This is a genomic window from Bacillus yapensis, assembly GCF_005280205.1.
In the GTDB taxonomy this organism is placed as follows: Bacteria; Bacillota; Bacilli; order Bacillales; family Cytobacillaceae; genus Robertmurraya; species Robertmurraya yapensis.
In genome coordinates this window covers 246,187-271,983 of the sequence record NZ_SUND01000001.1, presented here as the reverse complement: position 1 = coordinate 271,983, position 25,797 = coordinate 246,187, and the positions used below count along the sequence as shown (strand labels likewise).

Here is a 25,797-nt window from a genome sequence, read left to right as displayed (position 1 = left end):
AGCAACACTAATTTCGTTATTTGTAGAAAAGAGAAACAGGAGCACTAAATTTCACAATAATTAAAATAAGTTAATAAACCTACAACTGTAGAAATATTCTTCAATGAAGGAGTTGTTTAGATAAAGAAGGGAAATATACATCAAGTATGTTTGCTAAATGCACCCCACGAGTGTAGACAATTATTAGCTAAGAAATAGTATACGTGATGGAAGGTCTTCTGTTAAAAAGGAATGAATATATAAAGTATATACCTGCTTTTTGGGAATATGATTAGATAATACTAATCGGTCACGAAGGAGGAGAATATATTGATAACTTTTCCTATTCATCCACTACTTGTACATTTTCCGATTGCATTATTTTTGTTTGGAGTATTCATACAAATAATTGCATTTTGGAAACCTACTTTCTATGAGAAAATGGCAACGTATCTCTTTCTAGGAGGAATAGTGGGTGGGATTCCCACATATTTAACAGGGAAATTAGATGAGGATTATGCAGAAGACTATTTTGGTGAAGACGTTAAAGACATAATTGAGATTCATGAGACTCTTGGGATAACCACACTAATTGTATTTAGTAGTATTGTCATAATTAAGCTGATTTTTAGAGATAAAAAGAGTATGCGCATACTTGTAATATTACTTTCACTTATTGGTGCAGGACTTATATCTTTAACCGGGCACCTAGGTGGGCAAATTGTGTACAATGACCAGCAGCTTCCTGAACTCCAAATTGATGACGGTTTTGAATTCGAATATGAACATGATTAGGCGTGAATTAGAGTAAATAGATAGACTGATGTTACACTCAATGGTTAATTGGTAAAAATGTGTGGATTGGTTCAATCGCAACAATCCTACCTTACCTGACGATTGGGGAAAATTCTGTTGTGGCGGCCGGGGCAGTTGTCACGAAGGATGTTCCAGAAAATATGGTTATTGCAGGAGTGGCAGCGAAAGTTATAAAGTCTATAAATGAAAACATTTGAACTTACAGCGATGAAGAAAAAACGGCATTAGCCCTATAAAATATAGAGCTAAAGCCGTTTCTCCATTTCTATCTTAAATCAAACTCAATTGCTAAATCTGAAAACACCTTATAAGTAGCATCGTACATAAAAAGTTCTAAGGATTCTGGGTTTTCCACTTTTGGATAGGTTACTTCAATAAGATTGTCTTGTTTTTTAAAAGAAATTGCCTCAAATAATTCCACAGTTTCATGGTTTATTATTGTCGGAACTCTAGGTAATGATGGGTCTAAATCCATTTTATAATTGACAACAGTTTTATTAGTATCATATATGATTTTTTCCACTTTAATTTTGGGAGAAGCCTCAAGAATTTCTCCTTCTTGGAAAGGAGAGGTAATTTCATCCCAATTAAATCCGTTCCCATCACTAGTTGGTTCAGCTCCATTGAATGTAACGATATACGGGACTATTTTAAAAGAATAAAGGTCGTTTCCTCTAGGTATTTCAAGGGATTCATTTATGGTTTTCTCAGAAACAATGGGCTTATGGGCATTTGCATCATTGCTATACGATCTCGAAGGCCCACTAAAGTACACAACTCCATCTGGTCCAATAGCCACGCAAGAAGTAGAAAGAAAACTATTTTCAGGCATATTTTCTTCAAGCTTTATGGAGGTTGTCGTATTTAGTTTTAAAAGTGAAGGAGTCAAATGAGCTTCATTTATTGAGAGTCTATTTCCTGTCTTGTCTGTTTTTTCAGCTATGTCAGATTCCTGAATATCCTCTTCTTCTTTTGGCATATCAAAGGAAAAAGACCAATTTCCTTCAATCTCATTAATTGATTGTATATTGATTTCTATTTTAGGTTGAGAAGGTAGATTTCCTAAATCAGTGAATTGCAAGATACCTCCTTCGTCGACTAATTCTTTCATTTCCAGACCACCGCCAAAACCATGGGTGCCTTTAGATTCTCCGTCAACAAGTAATTCCATTAAAATGTTTGATACTTCTTCAGTTTCATTTAAGTTAATCGGATCTAAACGAAGTGAAATAGCCATGCGCTGGTTATCAATATATCCCTCTTCTAAAATGACTTTAATCCCCTTGTCTTCAGATGCTAGTGATATATTTTGAGTCTTTTCTTCAAGTGCCATTCTTTTTAAACCTTCATCCCCTTTATTAAAAAAGATACTATCTGAGTAGGGGATAGCCGCATGATTTGGTTTTGTAGCAGATTTCTCAGGAGTAGGAGTAACTAAGGTTCTATTACCATCAATGCCAAACTCTGGAGAGTAAGAAGAAAATAATAATGCTCCAATTGCTATAACGAAAACAGATGCAATTCCTACGATGATGTTATGTTTAATATTAAAAGAACGATTTTTACTCTTATTTGCAGACAGTATCGCTGCCTGTACAGTATCATTAACTTTTTTTGTTGGTACGGTTACATGGTCTACCATACTTTTAATCTCTCGTTGAAGTTTGTCCATAAGTTTCGCCTCCATTTTCAAGTTTTGCCCTCAATAATTGAAGAGTACGATGCAATTGGGATTTAATTGTTCCTTCTGGAATGCCAAGTATTTCAGCCATTTCATTTATGGAATAACCATAATAAAACCTTAAGAGTAACAGTGTTTTTTGCTGCGGTTTTAATTTTTCAAAAACGAGGTCTAGATCCATGGTCATAACGGTCGTGTTTTCTTCATTTCGTCTAGGGTCAAACCAATCCGGTTCTAGCGTAATGACATCCTTTGCTTTTCTCAAATGGTCAATAGCCGTATTTATGAGAATACGTGTTATCCATGTTGAAAAATAATTCATATCCTTTAATTTTTCAAAGGATTTAAATCCTTTTATGATGGTGTCCTGTAAAATGTCCAATGCATCCTGTTCATTTTTCACGTATGAATAGGCAATTTTATAAAGTTTTTCCTGTTCGTTCTTAATAAGTGATTCAAATGAATGCTCTTCTAAATCTGAACTTCTCTGAAAGAATTTAAGAATAGACATATAATGTGCACCCCCTTCAATTTGTATTGATGCTCTATATTTGACCTTGACGATTATCTACTCATTAGACAGTGTTAGGGTTAGTTCCGTTCCATACTGTAATAAAATAATTTGCAATAATTATATTATTACATACACTTTCCTTTAACTGGGAGAGACAAGTGTGATGCTTGTAATATGTTCTTAACATTTTTATGTTAAAATAGTTCAGTACAAATTTATGAACTCGGGGTATTGGACTGATGAATAATTTGAAAATGGATGGTTTTAAAAAGATCTCTTTCATGTTTTTAATAATGACTTTGTTTATAAATATATTTTTGAATAATAAAGCTGTGGCTACTGAATTAGATGTAGCTCCTGAAATTACAAGTGAATCAGCCATTTTAATAGAAGAAGGTAGTGGTAGGGTTTTATATGAAAAGAACGCGGATCAAATCATGTATCCTGCCAGCTTAACAAAGGTAGCTACCGCTATATATGCCATCGAGAATGGGAAATTAGATGATATTGTGACGGTTAGCGAAAATGCTAGAAATGTCGATGGTACTAGAGTGTATTTGGAGGCTGGTGAGCAGGTTCCGCTAAAAAAGTTAATCCAAGGATTACTTATTAATTCTGGGAACGATGCTGGAGTTGCAATAGCGGAGCATTTACATGGGTCCGTGGAAGCATTCGCGACTCATTTAAACGGTTATTTAAAAGAAATCGGACTGGAGAACACAAATTTTGTGAATCCACACGGTTTATTTGATCCTGAGCATAATACCACAGCGAGAGATTTGGCTTTACTTACGCAGTATGCGATGAAAAACGATATCTTTCGTGAGATCTTTGGAACGGTAGAATTAAAATGGGACGGGGAAACCTGGGATACTACTCTGATTACTCATCATAAGATGTTGAAAGAGCAACCGTATGAAGGTGTTACGGGAGGGAAAAATGGATATGTTCAACAATCCCAACAGACTTTAATTACGACTGCTAAAAGAGGGGACTTGTCTGTTATAGCTGTTGTCTTAAAAGGACCAACACAAAAAGTTATCTACAAAGACACGAGAACACTTCTTGATTATGTATTCGCCAATTTCCATATGGTCTCTATTCCAAAAGGAAATGAATACAAAACGAAAGAACGAAGCTATGTTACGAAAGATATATTCGCATTTCCGATTGCACAAAATGAAGAGTTTAAAGAGAAAATCACAAGTGATGGTCTCTTAAAAATAGTGAATCAAAATAAGGAAGAGATTCTTTTATATCCACCGAGTGGATTGGACATAACTGAAATAAAAACGGAAAAAGAAGTAAAAGCTGCCGCGGTTGAAGAAAAGGATCCTTTAGTAAATTTAAACGGTTTTACGCTGGTTTCTGCTATTACGGTACTGGGAATTATTTTGTTCCTGAGATTTCGAATGAGTCGAATTCGTGCGAGAAGGTTTTGATTTCGGATAAACGTACCTAAATATTTTTTCAAAACACCAGATGCGTACATTTGGTGTTTTTTTAATATTTTGCATAAACAAACTGGTTAAAGCACACTTAAGTGCTTTTTTCTTGTGTACATATTTCTGTTGCGTATTGGAAAAATATTGGTAATGATAATTCTTTGGAGTATAACTGTTACTATTTGAAAGGATTGAAACTAGTGAATGATTTTAGGCACGAGGACGAAATCCCCCATAACGTAAGACTTACAGCACCAGAGATTGCAAATCTCTGGACCCAGTTTCAAAATGATACGATGGCTATATGTGTTTATACATACATGCTGAAAATTGTTGAAGACAAATCAATTCGCCCGATATTAGAATATGCATTAACTTTAGCAGTGGGACATGTGGCCAAGATCAAGGAATATTATAAGAAAGAAAAATTTCCTATTCCTCATGGCTTCACAGAGGAAGATGTTAATTTAGCCGCTCCCCGATTATTCTCCGATGAATTTTGTTTGATCTACACGCAAATTGCAAGTATTCACGGGCTAGCTGGATATGCTGCTGCCTTATCTACGAATACACGTCGGGATATTCGTGATTATTTCGTTCAAAATCAAAATGAAACGATGGAACTTTTTAACCTAGCGACCGATCTCATGTTAGAGAAAGGAATTGTATCTAGGCCACCATTTATTAATCCACCTAATCACTACGAATTTGTTCAAAACGAGAGCTTTATCCAAGGTATTCTAGGGGGAGAAAGGCCGCTGAACTGTATTGAAATCAGCGATATTTTCTGGAATTTGAAAAAGGCCCAGTTGGACAAAGCATTATGTATGGCATTCGCTCAGGGGGCTAAATCACAAGAAGTTAGGGACCTCTTGTGGCGTTGGGTTAAGATGATGGGAAAGCACGTTGAAATTTTAGAAACATTATTGTCTAATGACCGATTACCTTCCCCAAGATCGGAAGATGCCGAAATAACGAATTCCACGATTTCTCCTTTTTCAGATCGTCTTATCATGTATCATAAAATGATCATAAGTTCTACTCAGCTAGGTTTGTATGGAACTGCGGTCGCTACATGCCAACGATATGATTTAGGGATACATTTTTCGAGACTTTCGATGGAACTCGCAGATATATTGAAAGATGGATATAAGTTAATGATTAAACATAAGTGGGCTGAACAAGTGCCATTAGCGGACGATAGAGAAGAACTTTCTGGTCAGCGATGAGGTTTAGTTTGAATGACTAGATTCAGTTTTTCTTTTGTAGCCCATAATTGATCTGCCCTCACTTAGAATCCAAATGGTTTTGTTGACGTGGATTCCTAAAAAAACATACTAAGAGACTCTCCAGACCAATGCTTGTTTAATTAGGCGTTGGTTTTTGCTTTTTATCCTAAGGTAAATATGAGTTCCCAGTTTTAAGTGGTTAACAATGAAACATATTTCCCTTTAAACATAAGGAGGATATTCCTCAAAACGATGGAATATTATTCATAGGTACATGTAAGGGAATTAATATGGACTTTATAAAGGGGAGAGCAAATTGAGTGTTATAGAAGTGATTGATACATACAAAGACAATTTAAGAAAATATTCTCTGAAGCAACTAAGGTACATATCTGCTGAAGGAACTTGGTCAATCTGTCAGATGTACGACCATATCATCGTCGTTGCTCATGAGTACATAGATAAAGTGGAAGCTTGCGCTGTATCGGAAGAAGAACAAGTGTTAGGTAAGACAAAATCGGGTGAACACTTATTTGAAATAGGAGGATTTCCCCCGATCAAAATCAAATTACCGGACGAATTAAACTCACCGCCTTACAATTTAGATAGTAGGGAAAACCTTTCTTTTCGATTAGAGCAAGTAAGAGAAAGATTAAAGCAATGGGAATCAAAAGTAGATACAATAAATATAAATTACAAAATGAAACATGGAGGCTTTGGTTGGTTAAATGCGAGGGAATGGTACGATCTTGTTGGAATGCACTTCCGTCATCACTTCCGTCAGCTTCGGGAGTTAGAGCAAAAACTTGAAACCGTAGATCCCTTATGAAATACCAAGTGCAGGAAATAAAGTAGATTTAACTCTTTTAATGAAGTTACTAAAAGAAAAAAGGAGCGTGAATCAAACAATCTTTTGATACCAGATTCTTCTTTTGCTGAAATATTTCACATTATAAATTGGCTGGCATGTGTGGGCTTGATATAATGTTAATAGTCAGAAATCTTTTTAAGGTTCCTACCCCTCTTTGTTTAACAAAGATTCGAGAATTCACGACTTTATGTAAACGTTTACACAAACGAAGGAACCTGTAAATAAAAACATAATAAATGAGGTGTGGCTATGTTTTTAACAGAAAGAAAGCTAGAGGAAAGAATCAAGGAATTAGCAGCATACCGTTATCGTGATGCCATTGAATTACATGAGTTTCAAGCGATGGAGGATGAGGGAGAATTAGGAACTTATCCGCCGGCAAGTATGGATGGGTTTGTTTTAAAACAAGGTGACCAATGGAAAGGGCGAGATCGCTATCTTTGGCTACATACTTCTATCAAGATTCCGACCGGATGGCGAGGAAAAAAGGTAGTTGGCCTATTTGATTTTGGGCGCACTGGTGGAGGCAATAACTCAGGTTTTGAATCACTGTTATTCGTCAATCGCAAGCCTTATCAAGGTGTGGACTCGAATCACCAAGAAGTCTTTTTTCAAGCAGAGGATAGTGGAAAAATGGTTGAGCTACACTTCCGCTTATGGTCGGGCCTTGAGGGTGGTGGTGAGCCGAAAGTTCAAAACTATACCCTTGAGACTTCGGAATTATGCTGGTTAGATGAAGCGGTCGATGATCTTTACTATACTTCATTGGCTGGATGGCAAACGATTCAAGAGCTAGGGGATGAAAGTCCAGAGAAACACAAAATTGTAAATGCCTTAAACGGTGCCTTTGCATTGCTTGATTGGAGTAAGCCAGGCGACGATTCGTTTTATAAAAGCTGTGAGCTAGCGAGGGAAGCTCTGCAAACGAGTTTACGAGAAATTGAAAAGCATCATGCTGTGACGATTCATTGTGTCGGACATACCCATATTGATGTAGCATGGCTATGGCGACTGAAGCATACGCGTGAAAAAGCGGCTCGTTCTTTTTCAACAGTTCTGCGCTTGATGGAGCAGTTTCCTGAATACTTTTTCCTTCAAACTCAGCCACAATTATATGACTATATTAAAAATGATTATCCTGAAATCTACGAAAAGATTAAGGAGCGGGTGAAAGAGGGGCGTTGGGAAACAGAAGGTTCCATGTGGCTAGAAGCGGATTGTAATATCCCTAGTGGCGAATCCTTAGTGAGACAGATTTTACATGGAAAAGCGTTCTTTAATCGAGAATTTGGGGTGAACTGTGAGTATTTATGGCTTCCAGATGTGTTTGGTTATAGCTGGGCACTTCCGCAAATTTTGAAAAAATCGGGTATCCATACGTTCATGACGACGAAGATTAGCTGGAACCAGTACAATCGTATGCCGCATGATACGTTCAATTGGAAGGGCATTGATGGGACAGAGATCTTAACGCATTTCGTGACGACTCCTGAGCCATGGAATCCACCAGATTCTTGGTTTTACACGTATAACGGTCTATTAACGGCGAAAACGGTCAATGGAGCATGGAAAGCATATCGAAATAAAGACATTAATCAGGATTTACTCGTTTCCTATGGCTATGGAGATGGGGGAGGCGGAGTAAATCGAGAAATGCTAGAGCTTCGTCGTAGATTTGAAGATATGCCTGGAATCCCAAAGGTGAAGACTGCAAAAGCAGGAGATTTTTTCAAAAAGCTTCATGAGAAGATTGAGAATACAAATGAGTATGTGCATACATGGGATGGAGAGTTGTATCTGGAGTATCACCGGGGCACGTATACGAGCCAGGCTAACAACAAACGAATGAATCGAAAATTGGAGTTAGCTTATCGAGAAATCGAATGGTTATCTGTATGGAACGCCTTGCTTTCAACTTGGGAAAAATATCCGAAGGAACAGCTAGATGCAGGCTGGAAGATTATTTTGCGAAATCAATTTCATGACATTATCCCAGGGTCTTCGATTAAAGAGGTCTATGAAGATTCAAAGGTCGAGTATGCTGAAACCGAGGGTATTCAAAAAGAAATCATGCAGCAGCAGGTTGCGGGGCTAATTGCATCAGAAAGTAAGACATATACGGTTCTGAATGCATCCCAATGGGAGGATGAGCAAATTGCTCAAATTCCATTTGATGAAGGAAATGGTTATTGGGCGTCAAAACAGGGTGAGAAACTGATTGCTCAACGAAATGAAGAAGGCTGGTTAGTGAAAGTGGAGAAACCGTCTTCCTTTGGTGGTGTGGAAATTGAATTCCATCAAGGAGATGTGCCAGCGGATAGCCCGTTCGTATTTAATGAAGACTCCTTAGAAACTCCTTTTTATTCAGTAAAATGGAATCGTTCGAAGCAATTAGAATCGTTGTATGATAAGGAAGCAGAGCGCGAAGTCATTAAGACTGGACACAATGGGAATGTCTTTCAAATTTTTGAAGATAAACCTTTATACTGGGATGCGTGGGATATCGATTTATTTTACCAGGAAAAAATGGAGGAAATTACGGAGCTTGTCTCAAGTGAGTTAATTGAGAACGGACCGCTACGAGCTGTGGTTCGTACCATTTGGACATACCAAAACTCACAGATTGAGCAGGATACGATTTTCTATGCGCATAATCGACGTATTGATTTTCAAACAAAAGTGAATTGGCATCAGAAAAATAAGCTCTTGAAGGTAGCGTTCCCAGTGGATATTCGTACGACGGAAGCAACGTATGATATCCAGTTTGGAAATGTGAAGCGACCGACACATTGGAATACGAGCTGGGATATGGCACGCTTTGAAACAGTTGGTCATCAGTGGGCTGACCTTTCTGAAACGGGTTATGGTGTCAGTCTATTAAATAATTGTAAGTATGGTCATGACATTAAGGAAAACACCATGCGTCTATCACTATTGAAGTCGGCTGTATATCCAGATCCGACTGCTGACCAAGGAGAGCATGAATTCACGTATTCCTTGCTTCCGCATTTGGGTGATTGGCGAGAAGGGCAAACGGTCAAACAGGCATGGTATTTGAACCATCCATTGAAGGCCGTAAAAGGTGGATTTGCTCCGCAAGAGAAGTCGTTTGTGAAGATTGATGGCGAGCATGTCATTGTCGATGCGATTAAGAAAAAAGAAGATGACAATGCCGTAATTATTCGTCTTCATGAATTTGAGGGCAGACGTGGAAAAGTGAGATTAGATTTCGCGGTACCTGTTGAAAAATGGGTAGAAACGAATTTAATGGAACAGGTTGAAGGAGAAGAGAAAACAGGTAATATTGAATTCACGATCAACCCTTATGAAATTAAGACACTTCTATTGTATTTTTCTTAAATGGATGGAAAATAGCTCGAATGAATGTTAAATTCATTCAAGCTATTTTTTTGTGCTGAAGTACTTCATTCTAATTCTCTAAATATCGATATAAAGTCGATTTACTTATTCCTGTTTCCTCTTTTATTTGGGCTAATGTATAGTTTTTACTTTGGTACATCTCAATCGCCCGTTGCACATTTTTGTCTGGTTTCCTTGGTCGTCCTGTTGTTACTCCTTTTTGTTTGGCCTCAGTTAACCCTTGTTTTGTTCTCTCACTAATTAAATCACTTTGAAATTCCACGAGATGTCTGACAATCTCATAAAAACTGTGGCCAGCTCCATTACTCGTATCAATCCCCTCTTTTAGAGAGAAGATAAAAGCACCTTTGGAGTTTATGACTTCTAACAATTCCACTAGATGACGTGATGAATCGGCTAAAGTAGATAATTTTGAAATGACGACTTTATCTCCGCAATCAAGATTACTTAATAGAGTTTTAAGTTGGATTCTTTTTTTAGGGGAGGAATGTTCTTCTGAAAAAATGCTGTCACATGGGATAGCTATTAAATTTTTTTGCTGTTCTTCACAGTTTGGATCGTCTTCGGACGGTCTCATGTATCCAATTAACATAGCAAAATCTCCTGTTTTATAAAAAACGTTTATACAATTATAGCCTGTATTTTGTTAAGAAACCTTCCCAAAAAGGTTCATTTTTGGAACAAAAGGTGATAGACTATTCAAGTGTGTTTTTGTAGTTATTACCTTTTTAATAGCGTATATCCACAGTTTACTATAGATTTGGAGGTTTTAGAAAGTGGTTGAAAAGATAAAGAAAGAATGGTTCTCCAATATTAAAGGCGATATCCTTTCTGGGATTGTTGTTGCCTTAGCTCTTATTCCTGAAGCGATTGCTTTTTCTATTATTGCTGGAGTGGACCCAATGGTGGGACTGTATGCCTCTTTTACAATGGCAGTCATTATTGCATTTGCAGGTGGAAGACCTGGGATGATTTCTGCGGCAACAGGTGCTATGGCATTGGTAATGGTACCACTGGTTAAAGATTATGGATTGGAGTATTTGTTTGCAGCTACCATTTTAACCGGTATTATTCAGATTCTATTTGGAGTATTTAAAATAGCGAGACTGATGAAGTTTATCCCAAGAGCGGTCATGATCGGTTTTGTTAATGCTCTAGCCATTTTAATTTTTATGGCACAAGTTCCTCATTTTATTGGAATCTCGAATATGACGTATGTATTTGTGGCTATTACTTTATTAATTGTTTATGTCGTGCCAAGGTTTTTCAAGGCAATTCCGGCTCCGTTAATTGCCATAATTGTCTTAACGGCAGTAACTGTTTTTTCTGGAGTGGAATTAAAAACAGTTGGAGATTTGGGTATCATTACACAAACGCTTCCATCCTTTTTAATTCCTAATGTACCGTTTTCATTTGAAACATTGGCTATTATTTTCCCTTATTCTATTTCCTTAGCAATTGTTGGTCTTCTAGAAAGCTTGTTAACGGCATCGATTGTTGATGATATGACTAGTACGGAAAGTAACAAAAATCAAGAGGCAAGAGGGCAAGGAATTGCTAATATTGTCACTGGTTTCTTTGGTGGAATGGCCGGCTGTGCAATGATTGGCCAATCTGTCATTAATGTGAAATCTGGTGGACGTGGGCGACTATCAACGCTGATTGCAGGTGGGTTTCTCATGTTCCTTATTATTGTTTTGGGAGACTTAGTAGTTCAAGTTCCGATGCCTGTTCTTGTTGGAATTATGATTATGGTATGCATTGGAACATTTGATTGGAGTTCTTTCTCTTATATCCGAAAAGCGCCTAAATCTGATGCCTTGGTTATGGTAGTAACGGTAGCAATTGTCGTTGCGACACATGACTTATCTAAAGGGGTTATTGCTGGAGTCATTTTAAGTGCAATTTTCTTCGTTGCTAAAATTTCATCGATTAAGATATCGAAGAATCAAGAAGCTACACAAATCACTTTTAACGTAGAAGGGCAATTGTTCTTCGCTTCAGTAGATAGTTTTGTAGATGCTTTTGATTACAAGGTTGAAAATCAAAATATCTATATTGATTTTTCCACAGCCCATGTATGGGATGACTCAGCTGTTGGTGCCATAGATAAGGTAGTCATGAAGTTCCGTGAAAATCATAATCGAGTCACTATTAAAAATCTAAATGCAGCGAGTAAGAAGCTTGTAGATAAATTAGCAGTATTTCATGATCCGGAAGGAAAGCTTTCAACACATTAATGTATTGGAGTGATGACCTTGTACAAGAAGATTATGTTAGCAATGGATGGATCCGAACATTCATTAAGAGCGGCAAATGAGGCGATTAAGATGGCTGCTTTAGATAGTGAAAGTAAACTCGAAATGGTATATGTAGCTGATTTTGCCAAAGCAAAGAGTGAAGTTCTCCATGCTCAGGGACGGGAAGATTTGGAGCATGCAAGAAGAAGTCGACTTCAACCGGTAGAAGACCTTATGAAAGCAAATAAATTAATATACGATGTAAAAATATTGCATGGAGAGCCAGGCCCAGCTCTAGTTGAATATGCGAATAAGGAAAAGTTTGATTTAGTAGTTATCGGAAGTCGTGGTTTAAATGCATTGCAGGAAATGGTTCTTGGAAGTGTCAGTCACAAGGTTGTCAAAAGAACAAATTGTCCGGTTCTCGTCGTTAAATAATTTGATATGTTACAATGAACAACCCACGTAATGATTCGTGGGCTGTTTTAGTCTGTGTATATTTAGTCCTCTTCCACAAATCCAAAGATGTATTGATCAATATCGAATACGACACCGATATCAATCGCAAATTGCATTTGTTCTGGTGTGAATGAAAAAGCTGGGGATATGCCATCTTTTATATATGGCACTATCTGAAACCTTAGCTTGAGCTGTAGTTCCTCTTTCAGTTCATTAATAATGTGAACCTTGTCCTGAAAAGTATGAACGATTTTATCAACTAACGATGGCATGTCTAGGGTTTCGACTAAACCGGTGCTATACTTCCACTCACTAAAGTTGTATTGCCGCGGTCGTATGGGTGGCTTGGGCCGATGCCAGTCTCCTCTTTTTTGAGTATATGTTGGGAAAATACCGAGCTTATCAGTAACATGTGCCATTGAAAAAACAGTTTCACTCCATAACGAGAAATACACTTCAATTGATGTGTTCTTATAATCCAAAGCTTACCTCCGATTATTAAAAGTCTTAACTGGATATTTCGAGATGAGCTCCGTGACTTCCTTCCATAGTTTAAAAAATTCCAAACATTATAAACTGCCGTAATTAACTCAAGCTTCAAAAATATTTTTCAATAAAGATTTTAAAAAATTCATGCTATACTGTTAAAGGTTTTCGTGAGTAATCTAAATTATTTCAAATTCTGAGGACATCTTGCACCATCGGATTGTCCTTTTGCTATGTCGTTTTTTTGATTAAAAAACATAGACCAAAGTGAAATAATGGGGAATTACTATTAATACATAAAAATAACACAACACAGTGTGGAGGAACTCAACGATGAAATACGTCATAGCTGTCATTGGTTTACTAGTTGTTCTAGGACTTGCTTATTTGGCAAGTAATAATCGCAAACAGATAAAATTAAAGCCAGTCATTCTTATGGTTATCATTCAGTTAATCTTATCTGCAATCCTTTTGAATACAAACTTCGGTTTAATTATCACAAAAGTGTTTGCGGGAGTCTTCGAAAAATTATTGGAATACGCCGCTAGTGGGATCTCCTTTGTATTTGGCGGTCTTGCAAACGAAGGAGAAGCTCCGTTTTTCCTAACGGTTCTTCTACCCATTGTTTTCATATCTGTTTTAATTGGTATTTTGCAGCATTTAAAAATCCTTCCTTTTATCATGAAAGGGATTGGCCTGCTATTAAGTAAAGTGAATGGCTTGGGAAAATTGGAGTCATACAATGGTGTGGCTTCAGCGATGGTAGGACAATCAGAAGTCTTTATTACGGTTAAAAAACAGCTTGGACAATTGAGTGAGCAACGTTTGTACACGATGTGTGCTTCCGCGATGTCGACGGTGTCCATGTCTATTGTTGGTGCCTATATGACGATGATTGAACCGAAGTATGTTGTAACTGCTCTTGTTATTAACTTATTCGGAGGATTCATTATCGCCTCTATTATTAATCCGTATACAGTGGATGCCAAAGAAGATATACTTGAAATTCAAGAAGAAAAGCAAAGCTTCTTTGAAATGCTAGGCGAATACATTATGGATGGCTTTAAGGTAGCGATCATTGTAGGCGCTATGCTGATAGGCTTTGTGGCTTTGATGGCTGGAATTAATAGTGTGTTTGATTTGATTTTTGGTATTACATTCCAAGAAATACTTGGATATATTTTTGCACCAATTGCATTTATTATGGGTGTTCCATGGGCTGAATCTGTGAATGCAGGTGCGATCATGGCAACAAAGCTTGTCACAAATGAGTTTGTCGCAATGCTTGACCTAACGAATATTCAATCTGAGTTTAGTTCACGTACAATCGGAATTATTTCCGTATTCCTTGTTTCATTTGCAAATTTCTCATCTATCGGAATCATTGCCGGAGCTGTGAAAAGCTTAAATGAGGAAAAAGGAAATGCTGTCGCTCGATTTGGCTTGAAACTATTGTATGGCGCAACTTTGGTTAGCGTGTTGTCTGCGGTTGTTGTAGGGGTTGTATTATAAGAGTTAGTTTGGAAACGAAGCCAGAGGAGTTTTTTCCTCTGGTTTTTCTGTTTTATTGGATACTTGTTTTCTAGTGCAAATACGCAATTAGTAGCCAGAAATACGCAATTCCATTCGAAAAGCACGCATAAAACTCCGAAACATACACGATCATCCTTGAGAAATGCGCGATCCAAGCCGAATTCTGGGCAATCCCAAAAAAGAGGACCCGGTTTGAGCCCTCTATCGATAGATTATTCCTTTATCCCAATCACTCGAATCCTTTTATAATCAGCAACCCACCGGCCATCCTTATGTAAAATTTCTTTTAAATGATTTTCAACGTTCGTGATAATTTGAGCCCTACTTTCTTCAGGGACACCTGTAAATAGCTGATTCCCAAACATCTGAATCCAATTTCTCAATCCATCGTCTCCATCCAAGGTGGTAGGTCGATCAAAATGCTGAGCAAAGGTAACTCGAAATCCGACTTCTTCCATTAGAGTAGAATACTCGGCAATGCTTGGATAGAACCATGGGAAATGCGCCTTTTTAAATTCAAATCCGGCTGCTTCAATTTCGAACAGAATCCCATTCGAGATCGTTTGAACATTTCCTTTGCCACCAAATTCCGCAACGAATCTTCCACCTGGCTTTAAGCTGTCATAAATGCCGAGTAATGCTTTAATCGGAGGTTTCACCCAATGAAGAGTAGCATTGGAGAAGACGGCATCAAATTCGCTATCATATTCTAAGCTTGTTGCATCTTCAACGATAAAGTTGATATCCGGATATTTGTTTTTAGCTTGTTCCACCATATTGACAGAGCTATCTACACCTACAACATCTACACCATTTTCATATATTTGATGGGCGAGGTCACCAGTTCCACAGCCAAGGTCAAGAATTCTTTCTCCAGGTTTAGGTGCTAATAATTCTACTAGACTTTGGCCAAACTGTGAGACAAAATTATGCCTTCCATCATATAAATTGGCATTCCAAAGGTTATTTCGTTCCAAGTTAACTCACCTCCCCAATAATTTAAAAAGGCAATTCCTCCAACCGAATAGGTGTCAAACTCTTACACTCCCAATCTCTCCGAATCCATGAGTACACCATCATATCTGAAACACTTCCATCAGCATGTTCCCAAGCATCACGAAAGTAGCCCTCTTTTACGAACCCACACTTATGTAGTGTTTTTCGCATGGCGATGTTATCGCTACGAGTGTAGGCTTCAACCCTAATCTTCTTATCTGGCAACTGAAAAAGATACTCGATCATCCACCGAATGGCTTCTGTGGCAAACCCTTTTCGTCTAGTAACGCTCCCTAAACGAATATCAAATGATGGAATTGTATCGTTTATGTCATGAATCGTCAGTAATCCTATTTTTACATTTTCTCTTTTAATCCAAAAAGCTTCTGCATACGAGCCCTCGTGATATCTACTCAAGATTTCCTCATATGAAGGCTTAGGCTGTGAATGAAACTCCCATTCCTCACTAGTCAAAAAGGAGACCAAGTCATCCAACTCACTAGTGAATTTTTCTAAAGAAAGCTCACTCATTTTTATATCACACCCATCTATTATTCAAAATTTCATAATATTTTGGTAAAGTATACCATATATTCTACTTGAAGTTAGGAGAACAGGATGAAAAACATTGCAGAAATCACAAACAACCAGCCCTTTTGCGCTGGAGTACTTATCACAAAATTGGATAAAATTCTTATCACGCTTAACCCGGATGGGTTGCCTCGTGAATTGGAAGATGTGGCATTGCGGGTTGGTGCCGTTGGAGGTGGTCAGGAACCGAATGAATCGATATTAGAATGTGCGATTCGTGAGGCGAAGGAAGAAATAAGTGTAGATGTCCAAATTAAATCGTCACCGGTTACTATTTTTCACGACATCGATCAAAGGACGATGGAAAAAATACAGGTAAAGGATGAGATTGCACCTTATTTACTTGAAAGAGTAACGAATCCTTTCCCAGATAAGCCTTATCGAGAAGGGTTACCAGTTGGGCCTTATATTTATTTTGCGATTTATCTGGCAAACGTGGACAATTGGGAAGAGGTTGAAGCAGGAGATGACGTCCAAGGGCTGCTCCTCGTTCCCATAACAGAATGGGATAGTTTAAATAATGGTTACACGATTGCTGAATTAAAAACAAAAGGGGTAGAAGTCGTTCATCTCCGCACTATGGATGAAAGCAAAAAGGTATGGATACCAGAAAATGAGTCATTAACAACCGCTTGTAGGTTGTTGCTTAAAAGCCTAACCTAACAACATCGGTTGGGCTCGTTTGTATCCGCCTAAAATAATTGGAAACATTTTGGTGAAAAATAAAAATAAATATTTGATTGACTTACTTGTATATACAAGATAAAATGAAAACGCAAACAAGTTGTATATACAAGTTGTTTTGGAAACGCAATCATATATATCAGTCATAACGTAAGGGGGAAATATACATGAGTAAGTACACAAACGATGCGAAGCAATTGCTTGAGCATGTTGGCGGTAGTGAGAATATTTCTGTTGTTACTCACTGTGCAACGAGAATGAGATTTGTTTTAAAGGATGCAAATAAGGCTGATGTCAAAAAGGTGGAAGAAATCGGTCTTGTGAAGGGGACTTTTACACAGGCAGGACAATTCCAAGTCATCATCGGGAATGAGGTTTCATCTTTCTATAATGAATTTACACAGATTGCGGGTGTATCTGATGTAGCATCAAAGGATGATGCGAAGGAAGCAGCAAAGCAAAACATGAACTGGCTTCAACGCATGATCGCGCATCTAGCTGATATCTTTACACCATTAATTCCTGCCTTAGTAGTAGGTGGTCTAATCTTAGGTTTCAGAAACGTCATGGAAATCAAAATGATGAGCGATGGAACACAATCACTCATTGATGTATCCCAATTTTGGGCAGGAGTTCATTCGTTCCTATGGTTAATTGGGGAAGCTATCTTCCACTTCTTACCGGTCGGAATTACATGGGCCATTTCTAGAAAAATGGGTACGACACAAATTCTTGGTATCGTATTAGGTATTACACTTGTTTCTCCTCAGTTGCTGAATGCTTATGGAGTAGCTGGTGCAACAGAAATTCCATTCTGGGATTTTGGTTTTGCTCAAGTAGATATGATTGGGTATCAGGCACAGGTCATTCCAGCGATTTTAGCCGGGTTTGTTCTTTCTTACCTAGAGTTAGGCTTACGTAAAGTCATTCCAAGTGTTGTTTCTATGATATTTGTTCCATTCTTTGCAATAATTCCAGCTGTGCTTATTGCACATGTTGTTTTAGGACCGATTGGTTGGGCGATTGGTTCATGGATTTCTAATATTGTGTATTCTGGATTAACTTCAGCATTTGGTTGGTTATTTGCAGCTCTGTTTGGTTTTGCTTATGCACCACTTGTTATTACAGGTCTTCACCATATGACTAATGCCATTGACTTACAATTAATGAGTGAGTTTGACGGAACGAATCTTTGGCCAATGATTGCTTTATCAAATATTGCTCAAGGTTCCGCCGTAGTAGCGATGATTATTTTAAATCGTAAAGATGAAAAAGAGCAGCAGGTTTCGATTCCAGCAGCGATATCTTGTTATCTAGGGGTTACAGAGCCAGCGATGTTCGGGATTAACTTAAAATATACGTTCCCATTCCTAGCAGCGATGATTGGTTCATCGATTGCTGCCATCATCTCAGTAGGTTCTGGAGTTATGGCGAACTCAATCGGAGTTGGTGGTATTCCTGGAATTCTATCGATTCAGGTACCAGATATGCTGATGTTCGCAATTTCAATGCTTGTTGCAATTATCGTTCCAATCATTTTAACAATGGTTTTTGCAAAAACAAAAATGGGCGTAAATGCTTACGAACGCCTTGGTAAAAGATAATATAGTTATATAAAGTATCTGTGAGGATCTCTAGGCGCCATACATGAGTATCAAGACCATTTGATATGAAGTGTAGAGGGCGCCTTGGGCTTTTCTCGTAATAAAAAATAGGTAGGTGCACACATCATGAATCAGCCTTGGTGGAAAAAAGCAGTAGTATATCAAATCTATCCGAAAAGCTTTAACGATACGACCGGAAACGGTGAGGGAGATCTTCAAGGAATCATTAAAAAATTGGACTATTTAAAGGAACTAGGTGTGGACGTTCTATGGTTAACGCCCATTTACGAATCTCCTCAAAAAGATAATGGCTATGATATCAGTGACTATTATAAAATTCATGAGCCGTACGGTTCCATGGAGGATTTCGAGCAGTTACTAGAAGAAGCACATAAACGTGGGATAAAAATCATCATGGATATCGTGATCAATCATACTTCTACTGCCCATGAATGGTTCCAAAAAGCTTTAACTTCAAAGGATAATCCATATCGTGATTACTATGTCTGGAAGGATGGAAAAGAAGGCGATCCACCAACAAATTGGATCTCAAAATTCGGCGGATCGGCATGGCAATATGATGAAGTGACGGAGCAATATTATTTACATCTTTTTGATGTCACGCAGGCTGATTTAAACTGGGAAAATGAAGCCGTTCGAAAAGATCTCTATAAAATGATGGAGTACTGGTTGAAAAAAGGGGTCGACGGATTCCGTCTAGATGTCATTAACTTGATTTCGAAGGATCAGTCCTTTCCAAATGATGATCATGGGGATGGGCGTAGCTTCTACACAGATGGGCCAAGAATTCATGAGTATTTACATGAAATGAATCAAGCCGTTTTTTCAAAATATGACATTATGACAGTTGGAGAAATGTCATCGACTTCGATTGACAATTGCATTCAGTATACGAATCCAAAGAGCGAAGAGCTTAATATGACATTTAATTTTCACCACTTAAAAGTAGATTATCCAAATGGGGAAAAGTGGACGAAAGCGGATTTTGATTTTCAAGAACTGAAAAATATTTTATCGAAATGGCAAGTTGAGATGAACAAAGGTGATGGATGGAATGCCTTGTTCTGGTGTAATCATGATCAGCCACGTGTTGTTTCTCGATTCGGAAACGATGAAGAATACCATAATGAATCTGCCAAAATGTTGGCGACAGCGATTCATATGATGCAGGGGACTCCTTATATTTATCAAGGAGAAGAGTTTGGCATGACGAACCCGAAATTCCACGACATTGATGAATATCGAGATGTAGAATCCTTGAACATGTTTCAGATTATGAAGGAAGAAGGTCGCTCGGAGGAAGAGATTCTTGAGATTTTAAAACAAAAATCAAGAGACAATTCGAGAACACCTGTTCAATGGAATGACGAGAAGAATGCTGGTTTCACAACTGGAACGCCTTGGATTCCTACTGCTCCAAATTATAAGAAAATTAATGCGGAGAAGGCACTAGAAGATAAGGATTCGATCTTTTATCATTATCAAAAGCTGATCCAGCTTCGAAAAGAGTATGATATCATAACAGATGGGGATTACCAGTTGTTATTAGAAGATCACCAGGATATTTTTGCTTATGTTCGAAGCAATCCACATGAGAAGCTACTTGTGATCAATAACTTTTATGGAAAAGAAACGACTTTTGAATTACCTGAGTCACTGAATGGAGATTCTGTTGAAATTTTGCTGTCCAATTATCAAGATTCATCTACAGATATCCAACAAATTCAGCTTCGCCCTTATGAATCCATTGTGTATCTCCTAAAATAATTTCAATTGGGGAAAGTTTGAAATGAAAACCAAATATTTAGCTATTTACAATGAGATATCAAAGCAAATAAAGTCAGGAGAATTACTGCCGGATAGTCTGCTTCCATCTGAAAATGAATTGACGGACATCTATCACACATCAAGAGAAACGATCCGTAAGGCCCTCAATCTTCTTTCACAGGATGGTTACATTCAAAAAATTAGAGGGAAGGGCTCTGTTGTTCTTAATGTGAACAAGTTTGATTTCCCTGTCTCTGGCTTGGTTAGTTTTAAAGAGATTTCACAGAAATTGGACAACCAGGTTCGGACAATTGTCAATGAGCTTTCATTAGAAAAGCCGAGTCAGTCTATGAAGAAACAAATGCAGTTATCCTCTACAGACCTTGTATGGAAGATTGTTAGAACGAGGGAGTTTGATGGTCAAAAGGTGATTTTGGATAAAGACATTTTAGTTCAAAATTTGATTCCCAATCTAACCAAAGAAATCTGTGCAGACTCACTTTATCACTACATTGAAAAAGAGCTAAATTTAACGATTGGCTTTGCAAAGAAAGAAATCGTCGTTGTGGAACCAACGGACGAGGATCGTGAACTTTTGGACCTAGAGGGCTTCAGTAATGTCGTTGTCATTAAAAGCTATGCCTTCCTGGATGATGCGACTCTTTTTCAATATACAGAATCTCGACATCGACCAGATAAGTTTCGATTCGTCGACTTTGCGAGGAGAAATCATTAATACAAAACTAACCGGCGTTGTGATGTCGGTTAGTTTTTTTATGAAGAATTCCTGCCTTCCATAAAAAAATGCCTCTTCTTACTTATTGAAAATTTTGTAATATAGGACGGTCATTTTCTGAAATAACTGTAATATATTGACATCAAGGGTAATTATTCTTAAAAGAGGGGTAGGTGTAATCTCATGGAAAGAAGGAATCTCATTGTTATGTTTGGCTTCTTAGGTGCCTTCGTCCTACTTGTTGCTTTTTCTATTTTTTTAGGGACAGTCGATGATAGAGAGAGAGCAGATGTGGAACCTGTAGAAGAAGAGGAAGTAGTAGAGCCTGAACAACCAGTCGTACTCGATCCGCTTCCTCCAGCATTTACTGCGAGTGAATTGACAGCGCTTCCAAAAGAAAATTGGATTGGAAATGGGGGAGATGTCTACAATCGCAGGTATTCTGTTTTGGATGAGATCAATACGTCAAACGTCGGAAATCTTAAAGGAAAATGGGTGACTAATCTAGGTTCTGGATTAGAGTTCAAGTATTCAGGGGAAGCTTCACCAGTTGTGTATAATGGCGTGATGTATGTCATTACAGGTTCAAATGAAGTTTCCGCCCTTGATGTGAAAAATGGTGAAATTCTTTGGACTTATAAACCTACACTCCCTGATATCACTACTGTTTGTTGTGGCTGGACGAGTCGCGGTGTAACAATTGGTGATGGAATGGTGTTTGTTGGACGATTAGATGCAACCATTGTCGCATTGGATCAGAAAACGGGTGAGGAACTATGGTCAACCGTCATCGATGATTGGAAAAAAGGTTACACAATTACAAGTGCACCTCTTTACTATGATGGAAAACTATACACCGGTATTTCCGGAGGGGAATATGGAACGAGAGGTCGAGTAACAGCACTTGATGCTAAGAGTGGGGAAGAGCTTTGGCGATTTTATACGATACCAGGACCTGGAGAAATTGGCTTTGAATCATGGCCTAGTGACAATGATGCATGGAAACGTGGTGGAGCCCCAGTATGGCAAACACCAGCGGTTGATCCAGAGTTAGGTATGTTATATTTTTCAACAGGGAATGCGGGCCCAGATGTAGACGGAAGCTCTCGTGAAGGGGATAACCTATTTGCTTCTTCCATTGTTGCGATTGATGCCGAAACTGGGGAATATAAATGGCATTTTCAAGAAGTTCATCACGATATTTGGGATTATGACGCTCCGAATCCAGTGATATTATTTGATACCGAGATGGATGGAAAACCAGTAAAAGGTCTTGCTCAAGCGGGTAAAACAGGTTGGGTATATATTTTAGACCGTACGAACGGGGAGCCGTTGGTTGGAATCGAAGAAGTTCCCGTTCCACAGGATGAGCGACAAAAAACGGCAGCAACCCAACCATTCCCTAAAGGAGATTCGTTTGTACCACAAGTTGTAACGGCTGAAGAAGTTGCCAAGGAAGTGCCTAATTATAAAGGGAAAATTGCAACTGCTATGTTTGAACCTTTCTGGGATGAACCTCTTCTCACAAAACCGGCAGCAGCAGGAGGAGCGAACTGGCCGCCAGCTGCGTACAATCCGGATACAGGTTATATGTATGTATTAGCAACGGATCAATATATGGCATTTTCGAGAATGGAATTAGAAGAATACGATGAAGCAAGTATTGAAGAAGGAAAAATGTATATTGGTAGTCTCATCGCACCTGTTGAAGATGCGCCAAGGCGAGGTACTGTTACAGCGATTGATGTAACAACAAATAAAATCGCGTGGCAGCAGGTTTGGGAAGATAGTGCATATAGTGGTGCTCTAACGACAAAGGGTGGTCTTCTCTTTGTTGGTCATAATGATGGAAGATTCATTGCTTATGATGCTAAAACAGGTGAGCAGGTTTGGGAATTTATGACGGATGCCGGTGTGAACGCTCCACCAGTGACTTATGAAGTAGATGGTGTTCAGTACATTACCGTTTTTGTAGCAGGTAATTCACTTGCTGGTTCGAAGCATGGGGATTCTGTCTGGACATTCGCATTAGACGGTGCGATTGAATCCGGCTCAGTGACATCTAGTGTGGAAGAAGAAGGCGGTGAGGAAGAAGTTGCCACTGCAAATCCAGATGAAGGTTTGAAGGTTTTTGAAGGAAACTGTCTTGCTTGTCATGGTAATGAGGGTACTGCTGGGCATAATGGACCAGACCTTCAGCTTAGCGAAATGGCTGATGATACTGAGGCGGTCATTGAGCGAATTAAAAACGGAGGCAACACGATGCCAGCTTTTGCGGACATTTTGACAGAAGAACAAATCCAAAATGTCGCGGCATATATAACCGAAGTTGTAGCACCAAAACAATAGATAGAGAGTATGAACTGACCTGTGATGATTGCAGGTCAGTTTTTTGTTTAGATGGAATATGTAGGAAATTGTGAGGGGCATGTTGAATTAGATAAGAAAGGGGGAGCGGGGCTTATGAGCAATTTATTCTTTCTCATGGGAGGAATTTTCTTTCTTGGCTATGCAATTAGGCAAAAAAATAATAAAGCAAGGACGATAAAATATCCTGTAATGTTAGGTATTCTGTCGATCCTTTTTGCATTCTTTCTTTGGAACCATTATGTAATCGGGGAGATCATAGTCGCCGTTCCAGCGATTATTTTAGCGTTCTTTGGTACAAGAACGAGGAAACGGGATTAATTTTTCTCCTTTTCTAGTAATTCAATGATTCTATCAAGCTTTCTTTCCATTGTCTTATTCGTTGAGTTCCTCTTAAGAGCTGAGCGAACAATAACGAAGGCAACACTCGAGAGTCCAATGAGCAAAAGAAACATAATCAGTTGAAATAATACATTACCAATGTTCATGGGGATTCCTCCAAATTCAATTATTTGGTTAATTATACCATGTAAAAGGAGGATTAAGGGACTATTTGTTGAACTATTGCTTTAAAGGGGAGGCATACATATGACGAATCAATCTATCAAAATTAGAAAAGCTATTTTAACCGATGCGAAAGGGCTTGCTAAAGTACATGTAGATAGTTGGAGAACTACGTATTTAAATATTGTTCCAGACGAGTTCTTGAGTAGTTTATTGTATGAAAATTTTGAGCAGAGATGGATCAATAATCTACCAAATGGCGGTGTATATGTGGCCGAAACCGAGTCTGGTGAAATCGTTGGTTTTTCCTCTGGTGGGAAAGAGAGAAGCGGAAAATATACAGGGTTCGTTGGGGAAATTTATGCTATTTATATTTTAAAAGAGTATCAGGGACAAGGGATTGGACGGGAGTTAGTGAAACCAATTGCGGTTGAATTGAAAGAAATGGGAGTCAACTCGTTGTTGGTTCTTGTTTTAAGAGATAATCCTTCGCGGCATTTTTATGAAGCGCTTGGAGCGAGATACATAGAAGAAGTCGAAGTAGAAATTGGAGGAAGACAGCTTCCGGAGCTGGTTCTTGGTTGGGAAGACATCGGAAGTTTTTTGTGAAGGAGAGAGTATATGAAAAAGGAGTGGGGTAGTTTTAAGTCAATCGAAGGAAGCTTGTTATGGATTTATGCAAATCAACTTTGCGTATACCAAGATAATGAGACTATCACTCTACATAGTATGGAACCAATTTTAAAAATTAGAATACCCGATTCTTCTGAAACAAGCTATTGGAGGATAAATTGGAAAGAGACAGATTTAGGGGATGATATTCTGCTACTAAAAGAGCAGGATAATCCTGAACCATTGGATTATGAATCAGTAGATTGGCCTGAGGAAAAACATACCATCATGAGTTCTAGTTTTTTTCTGGAACAAAATAATATCCAAAAAGTGAGCGGGTACGGTTTTGAAGAGAATGGTAACGAACTTCTTTCCTCCATTGTTCTCGAAATGGATGATCGGTTTATTTCGATCGAAGCTGGACCAGTTATAACAATTAAAGTTACGACAACAGCACCTGATGATTCGGGTAAACTACTTTTTTAGATAACTGGAGGAGTCTATCTTGATACAAGATGAAGCCGTCGAAGCAATAACGGAAAGTTTGATACAGGATGAACGGGTTCAGGCGATTTTCTTAAAAGGGTCTATGGGAAGAGAGGAATATGACGAGTTTTCTGATGTGGATCTCTATTGTCTAGTGGAAGAAGAACATCTGGATGATTTTTTGAAGGAGCGAATTAGGCACTTAAAGTCCTACAGAAAAATTCTGTTCTTCGAAGACCTCTTTATTATTGCGCCGCAGATAATTGCAGTATTTGATGACTTGCTGCATGTCGATCTGTTTACCGTAACCGAAAAAACATTTAGAGAGAAAGATTTTTTCAAAGTTCTATATGATCCGAAGGGGCTACTTACTCAATTTGAGTCAACCCAAAAACTCTATTTGTCTGAAGAAGAATTCGACGGATATACTTATGATGTGGCTTGGTTTCTTTTCCAATATCGTAAAGCAAGCTTGCGTGGGAATGAGCTTTGGGCAGTTGAGATGCTTATGCAGGTGCTGATTAATCTTTCAAAAGTGTTGTTACACCGATATAGGCCAGAACGAGCACAATTAGGTCTCAAAGCACTACTAGCACTATTACCGCCAAATCAACTTGATGAAGTGAAGGTGATTTTTAACAACAATACACCAGACTCTCATAAAAAAGCGGTCAAGCATCTTATTTGTTTCTTAGAAAAAGAGATTGATTGGATTGAAATGAATTTGCAAAAAGATTCTCAGGCAGGTCCGTTTTTAAGAAAGATGATCGATCTTTTAGGATAGATCAAGGAGAG

24 protein-coding genes and 1 pseudogene are annotated in these 25,797 nt (G+C 38.3%); 18 read left to right on the top strand and 7 right to left on the bottom strand.

Features of this window, described 5'->3' with window-relative positions:
• Positions 1-309: 309 nt before the first annotated feature.
• Positions 310-774, top strand: coding sequence for a DUF2231 domain-containing protein (locus tag FAR12_RS01300; protein WP_126405429.1), 465 nt, complete (start codon positions 310-312; stop codon positions 772-774).
• 47 nt (positions 775-821) lie between these two features.
• Positions 822-992, top strand: a pseudogene (locus tag FAR12_RS01295) (DapH/DapD/GlmU-related protein); the annotation flags it as partial.
• Between the two features lie 68 nt (positions 993-1,060).
• On the opposite strand, the gene FAR12_RS01290 reads toward FAR12_RS01295, so the two are convergent.
• Together FAR12_RS01290 and FAR12_RS01285 are read right to left on the bottom strand one after the other, a co-directional pair.
• Positions 1,061-2,467, bottom strand: a complete 1,407-nt coding sequence (locus FAR12_RS01290; protein ID WP_126405428.1) for a DUF4179 domain-containing protein — start codon at positions 2,465-2,467, stop codon at positions 1,061-1,063.
• The gene (locus tag FAR12_RS01285) at positions 2,442-2,987 is read right to left on the bottom strand and encodes a sigma-70 family RNA polymerase sigma factor (protein ID WP_126405427.1); all 546 of its coding nucleotides are present in this window, start codon (positions 2,985-2,987) and stop codon (positions 2,442-2,444) included. The genes FAR12_RS01290 and FAR12_RS01285 overlap by 26 nt, the downstream gene beginning before the upstream one ends.
• 284 nt (positions 2,988-3,271) lie before the next feature.
• Between FAR12_RS01285 and FAR12_RS01280 the strand changes: the two genes are divergently transcribed.
• The 4 genes from FAR12_RS01280 to FAR12_RS01265 all read left to right on the top strand — a co-directional run bounded on the left by FAR12_RS01280 (position 3,272) and on the right by FAR12_RS01265 (position 9,895).
• Entirely contained in the window at positions 3,272-4,432 is a 1,161-nt protein-coding gene (locus tag FAR12_RS01280; protein ID WP_126405766.1) for a D-alanyl-D-alanine carboxypeptidase family protein, read from the top strand.
• Positions 4,433-4,635: 203 nt separating this feature from the next.
• Positions 4,636-5,664 (top strand): DUF3231 family protein, encoded by a 1,029-nt coding sequence (locus FAR12_RS01275; protein ID WP_170972045.1) that lies wholly within the window; start codon positions 4,636-4,638, stop codon positions 5,662-5,664.
• A 316-nt stretch (positions 5,665-5,980) separates the two neighbouring features.
• A complete protein-coding gene (locus FAR12_RS01270) occupies positions 5,981-6,493 on the top strand; it encodes a DinB family protein (protein WP_126405425.1) in 513 nt (170 codons plus the stop codon).
• A 291-nt stretch (positions 6,494-6,784) separates the two neighbouring features.
• Entirely contained in the window at positions 6,785-9,895 is a 3,111-nt protein-coding gene (locus FAR12_RS01265; RefSeq protein ID WP_126405424.1) for an alpha-mannosidase, read from the top strand.
• Between the two features lie 70 nt (positions 9,896-9,965).
• Here FAR12_RS01265 and FAR12_RS01260 read toward each other — a convergent pair whose 3' ends face one another.
• Entirely contained in the window at positions 9,966-10,508 is a 543-nt protein-coding gene (locus FAR12_RS01260; protein ID WP_126405423.1) for a recombinase family protein, read from the bottom strand.
• A gap of 184 nt (positions 10,509-10,692) precedes the next feature.
• On the opposite strand from FAR12_RS01260, the gene FAR12_RS01255 reads away from it, so the two are divergent.
• Positions 10,693-12,156, top strand: a complete 1,464-nt coding sequence (locus FAR12_RS01255) for a SulP family inorganic anion transporter (protein ID WP_126405422.1) — start codon at positions 10,693-10,695, stop codon at positions 12,154-12,156.
• Between the two features lie 18 nt (positions 12,157-12,174).
• Positions 12,175-12,594 (top strand): universal stress protein, encoded by a 420-nt coding sequence (locus FAR12_RS01250; RefSeq protein WP_126405421.1) that lies wholly within the window; start codon positions 12,175-12,177, stop codon positions 12,592-12,594.
• Between the two features lie 62 nt (positions 12,595-12,656).
• Here the strand turns inward: FAR12_RS01250 and FAR12_RS01245 are convergent, their stop codons facing one another.
• A complete protein-coding gene (locus FAR12_RS01245) occupies positions 12,657-13,070 on the bottom strand; it encodes a DUF4279 domain-containing protein (protein ID WP_488154032.1) in 414 nt (137 codons plus the stop codon).
• A gap of 364 nt (positions 13,071-13,434) precedes the next feature.
• Here FAR12_RS01245 and FAR12_RS01240 point away from each other — a divergent pair, with 364 nt between their 5' ends.
• Complete coding sequence (locus tag FAR12_RS01240) at positions 13,435-14,613, top strand: NupC/NupG family nucleoside CNT transporter (protein ID WP_126405419.1); 1,179 nt, start codon at positions 13,435-13,437, stop codon at positions 14,611-14,613.
• Between the two features lie 233 nt (positions 14,614-14,846).
• Here FAR12_RS01240 and FAR12_RS01235 read toward each other — a convergent pair whose 3' ends face one another.
• Both FAR12_RS01235 and FAR12_RS01230 read right to left on the bottom strand, forming a co-directional pair.
• Complete coding sequence (locus FAR12_RS01235) at positions 14,847-15,611, bottom strand: class I SAM-dependent methyltransferase (protein ID WP_126405418.1); 765 nt, start codon at positions 15,609-15,611, stop codon at positions 14,847-14,849.
• Between the two features lie 22 nt (positions 15,612-15,633).
• Positions 15,634-16,161, bottom strand: coding sequence for a GNAT family N-acetyltransferase (locus FAR12_RS01230; RefSeq protein ID WP_126405417.1), 528 nt, complete (start codon positions 16,159-16,161; stop codon positions 15,634-15,636).
• Positions 16,162-16,248: 87 nt separating this feature from the next.
• Between FAR12_RS01230 and FAR12_RS01225 the strand changes: the two genes are divergently transcribed.
• The 6 genes from FAR12_RS01225 (at position 16,249) to FAR12_RS01200 (ending at position 23,721) form a co-directional block, all read left to right on the top strand.
• Complete coding sequence (locus FAR12_RS01225; RefSeq protein ID WP_126405416.1) at positions 16,249-16,884, top strand: NUDIX hydrolase; 636 nt, start codon at positions 16,249-16,251, stop codon at positions 16,882-16,884.
• A 188-nt stretch (positions 16,885-17,072) separates the two neighbouring features.
• Entirely contained in the window at positions 17,073-18,509 is a 1,437-nt protein-coding gene (gene treP, locus FAR12_RS01220) for a PTS system trehalose-specific EIIBC component (RefSeq protein WP_126405415.1), read from the top strand.
• A gap of 126 nt (positions 18,510-18,635) precedes the next feature.
• Entirely contained in the window at positions 18,636-20,297 is a 1,662-nt protein-coding gene (treC, locus tag FAR12_RS01215) for an alpha,alpha-phosphotrehalase (RefSeq protein WP_126405414.1), read from the top strand.
• Positions 20,298-20,319: 22 nt separating this feature from the next.
• Positions 20,320-21,033 (top strand): trehalose operon repressor, encoded by a 714-nt coding sequence (gene treR / locus FAR12_RS01210; protein WP_126405413.1) that lies wholly within the window; start codon positions 20,320-20,322, stop codon positions 21,031-21,033.
• Between the two features lie 183 nt (positions 21,034-21,216).
• Positions 21,217-23,382, top strand: a complete 2,166-nt coding sequence (locus FAR12_RS01205; protein WP_126405412.1) for an outer membrane protein assembly factor BamB family protein — start codon at positions 21,217-21,219, stop codon at positions 23,380-23,382.
• A 114-nt stretch (positions 23,383-23,496) separates the two neighbouring features.
• The gene (locus FAR12_RS01200; protein ID WP_126405411.1) at positions 23,497-23,721 is read left to right on the top strand and encodes a hypothetical protein; all 225 of its coding nucleotides are present in this window, start codon (positions 23,497-23,499) and stop codon (positions 23,719-23,721) included.
• Here the strand turns inward: FAR12_RS01200 and FAR12_RS01195 are convergent.
• Entirely contained in the window at positions 23,718-23,888 is a 171-nt protein-coding gene (locus tag FAR12_RS01195) for a DUF4083 family protein (RefSeq protein ID WP_126405410.1), read from the bottom strand. The genes FAR12_RS01200 and FAR12_RS01195 overlap by 4 nt on opposite strands.
• Positions 23,889-23,988: 100 nt before the next feature.
• Between FAR12_RS01195 and FAR12_RS01190 the strand changes: the two genes are divergently transcribed.
• From FAR12_RS01190 to FAR12_RS01180, 3 genes are read left to right on the top strand one after another with little or no spacing between them, the layout of a single operon-like run.
• Positions 23,989-24,513 carry a GNAT family N-acetyltransferase gene (locus FAR12_RS01190; RefSeq protein ID WP_126405409.1) on the top strand — a complete coding sequence of 175 codons (525 nt, stop codon included), beginning with the start codon at positions 23,989-23,991 and terminating at the stop codon, positions 24,511-24,513.
• Between the two features lie 12 nt (positions 24,514-24,525).
• Positions 24,526-25,002: a hypothetical protein gene (locus FAR12_RS01185; protein WP_126405408.1), complete on the top strand. Its 477-nt coding sequence runs from the start codon at positions 24,526-24,528 to the stop codon at positions 25,000-25,002.
• A gap of 19 nt (positions 25,003-25,021) precedes the next feature.
• Positions 25,022-25,786: a nucleotidyltransferase domain-containing protein gene (locus tag FAR12_RS01180; RefSeq protein WP_126405407.1), complete on the top strand. Its 765-nt coding sequence runs from the start codon at positions 25,022-25,024 to the stop codon at positions 25,784-25,786.
• Positions 25,787-25,797 lie beyond the last annotated feature (11 nt).

Excerpts from the sequence above, each read along its gene's own strand:
- FAR12_RS01290 (WP_126405428.1), bottom strand. The coding sequence starts at position 2,467 with ATGGACAAACTTCAACGAGAGATTAAAAGTATGGTAGACCATGTAACC.
- FAR12_RS01285 (WP_126405427.1), bottom strand. The coding sequence starts at position 2,987 with ATGTCTATTCTTAAATTCTTTCAGAGAAGTTCAGATTTAGAAGAGCAT.
- FAR12_RS01280 (WP_126405766.1), top strand. The coding sequence starts at position 3,272 with ATGTTTTTAATAATGACTTTGTTTATAAATATATTTTTGAATAATAAA.
- FAR12_RS01265 (WP_126405424.1), top strand. The coding sequence starts at position 6,785 with ATGTTTTTAACAGAAAGAAAGCTAGAGGAAAGAATCAAGGAATTAGCA.
- FAR12_RS01260 (WP_126405423.1), bottom strand. The coding sequence starts at position 10,508 with ATGTTAATTGGATACATGAGACCGTCCGAAGACGATCCAAACTGTGAA.
- FAR12_RS01240 (WP_126405419.1), top strand. The coding sequence starts at position 13,435 with ATGAAATACGTCATAGCTGTCATTGGTTTACTAGTTGTTCTAGGACTT.
- FAR12_RS01230 (WP_126405417.1), bottom strand. The coding sequence starts at position 16,161 with ATGAGTGAGCTTTCTTTAGAAAAATTCACTAGTGAGTTGGATGACTTG.
- FAR12_RS01225 (WP_126405416.1), top strand. The coding sequence starts at position 16,249 with ATGAAAAACATTGCAGAAATCACAAACAACCAGCCCTTTTGCGCTGGA.
- treP (WP_126405415.1), top strand. The coding sequence starts at position 17,073 with ATGAGTAAGTACACAAACGATGCGAAGCAATTGCTTGAGCATGTTGGC.
- treC (WP_126405414.1), top strand. The coding sequence starts at position 18,636 with ATGAATCAGCCTTGGTGGAAAAAAGCAGTAGTATATCAAATCTATCCG.
- treR (WP_126405413.1), top strand. The coding sequence starts at position 20,320 with ATGAAAACCAAATATTTAGCTATTTACAATGAGATATCAAAGCAAATA.
- FAR12_RS01205 (WP_126405412.1), top strand. The coding sequence starts at position 21,217 with ATGGAAAGAAGGAATCTCATTGTTATGTTTGGCTTCTTAGGTGCCTTC.
- FAR12_RS01200 (WP_126405411.1), top strand. The coding sequence starts at position 23,497 with ATGAGCAATTTATTCTTTCTCATGGGAGGAATTTTCTTTCTTGGCTAT.
- FAR12_RS01195 (WP_126405410.1), bottom strand. The coding sequence starts at position 23,888 with ATGAACATTGGTAATGTATTATTTCAACTGATTATGTTTCTTTTGCTC.
- FAR12_RS01190 (WP_126405409.1), top strand. The coding sequence starts at position 23,989 with ATGACGAATCAATCTATCAAAATTAGAAAAGCTATTTTAACCGATGCG.
- FAR12_RS01185 (WP_126405408.1), top strand. The coding sequence starts at position 24,526 with ATGAAAAAGGAGTGGGGTAGTTTTAAGTCAATCGAAGGAAGCTTGTTA.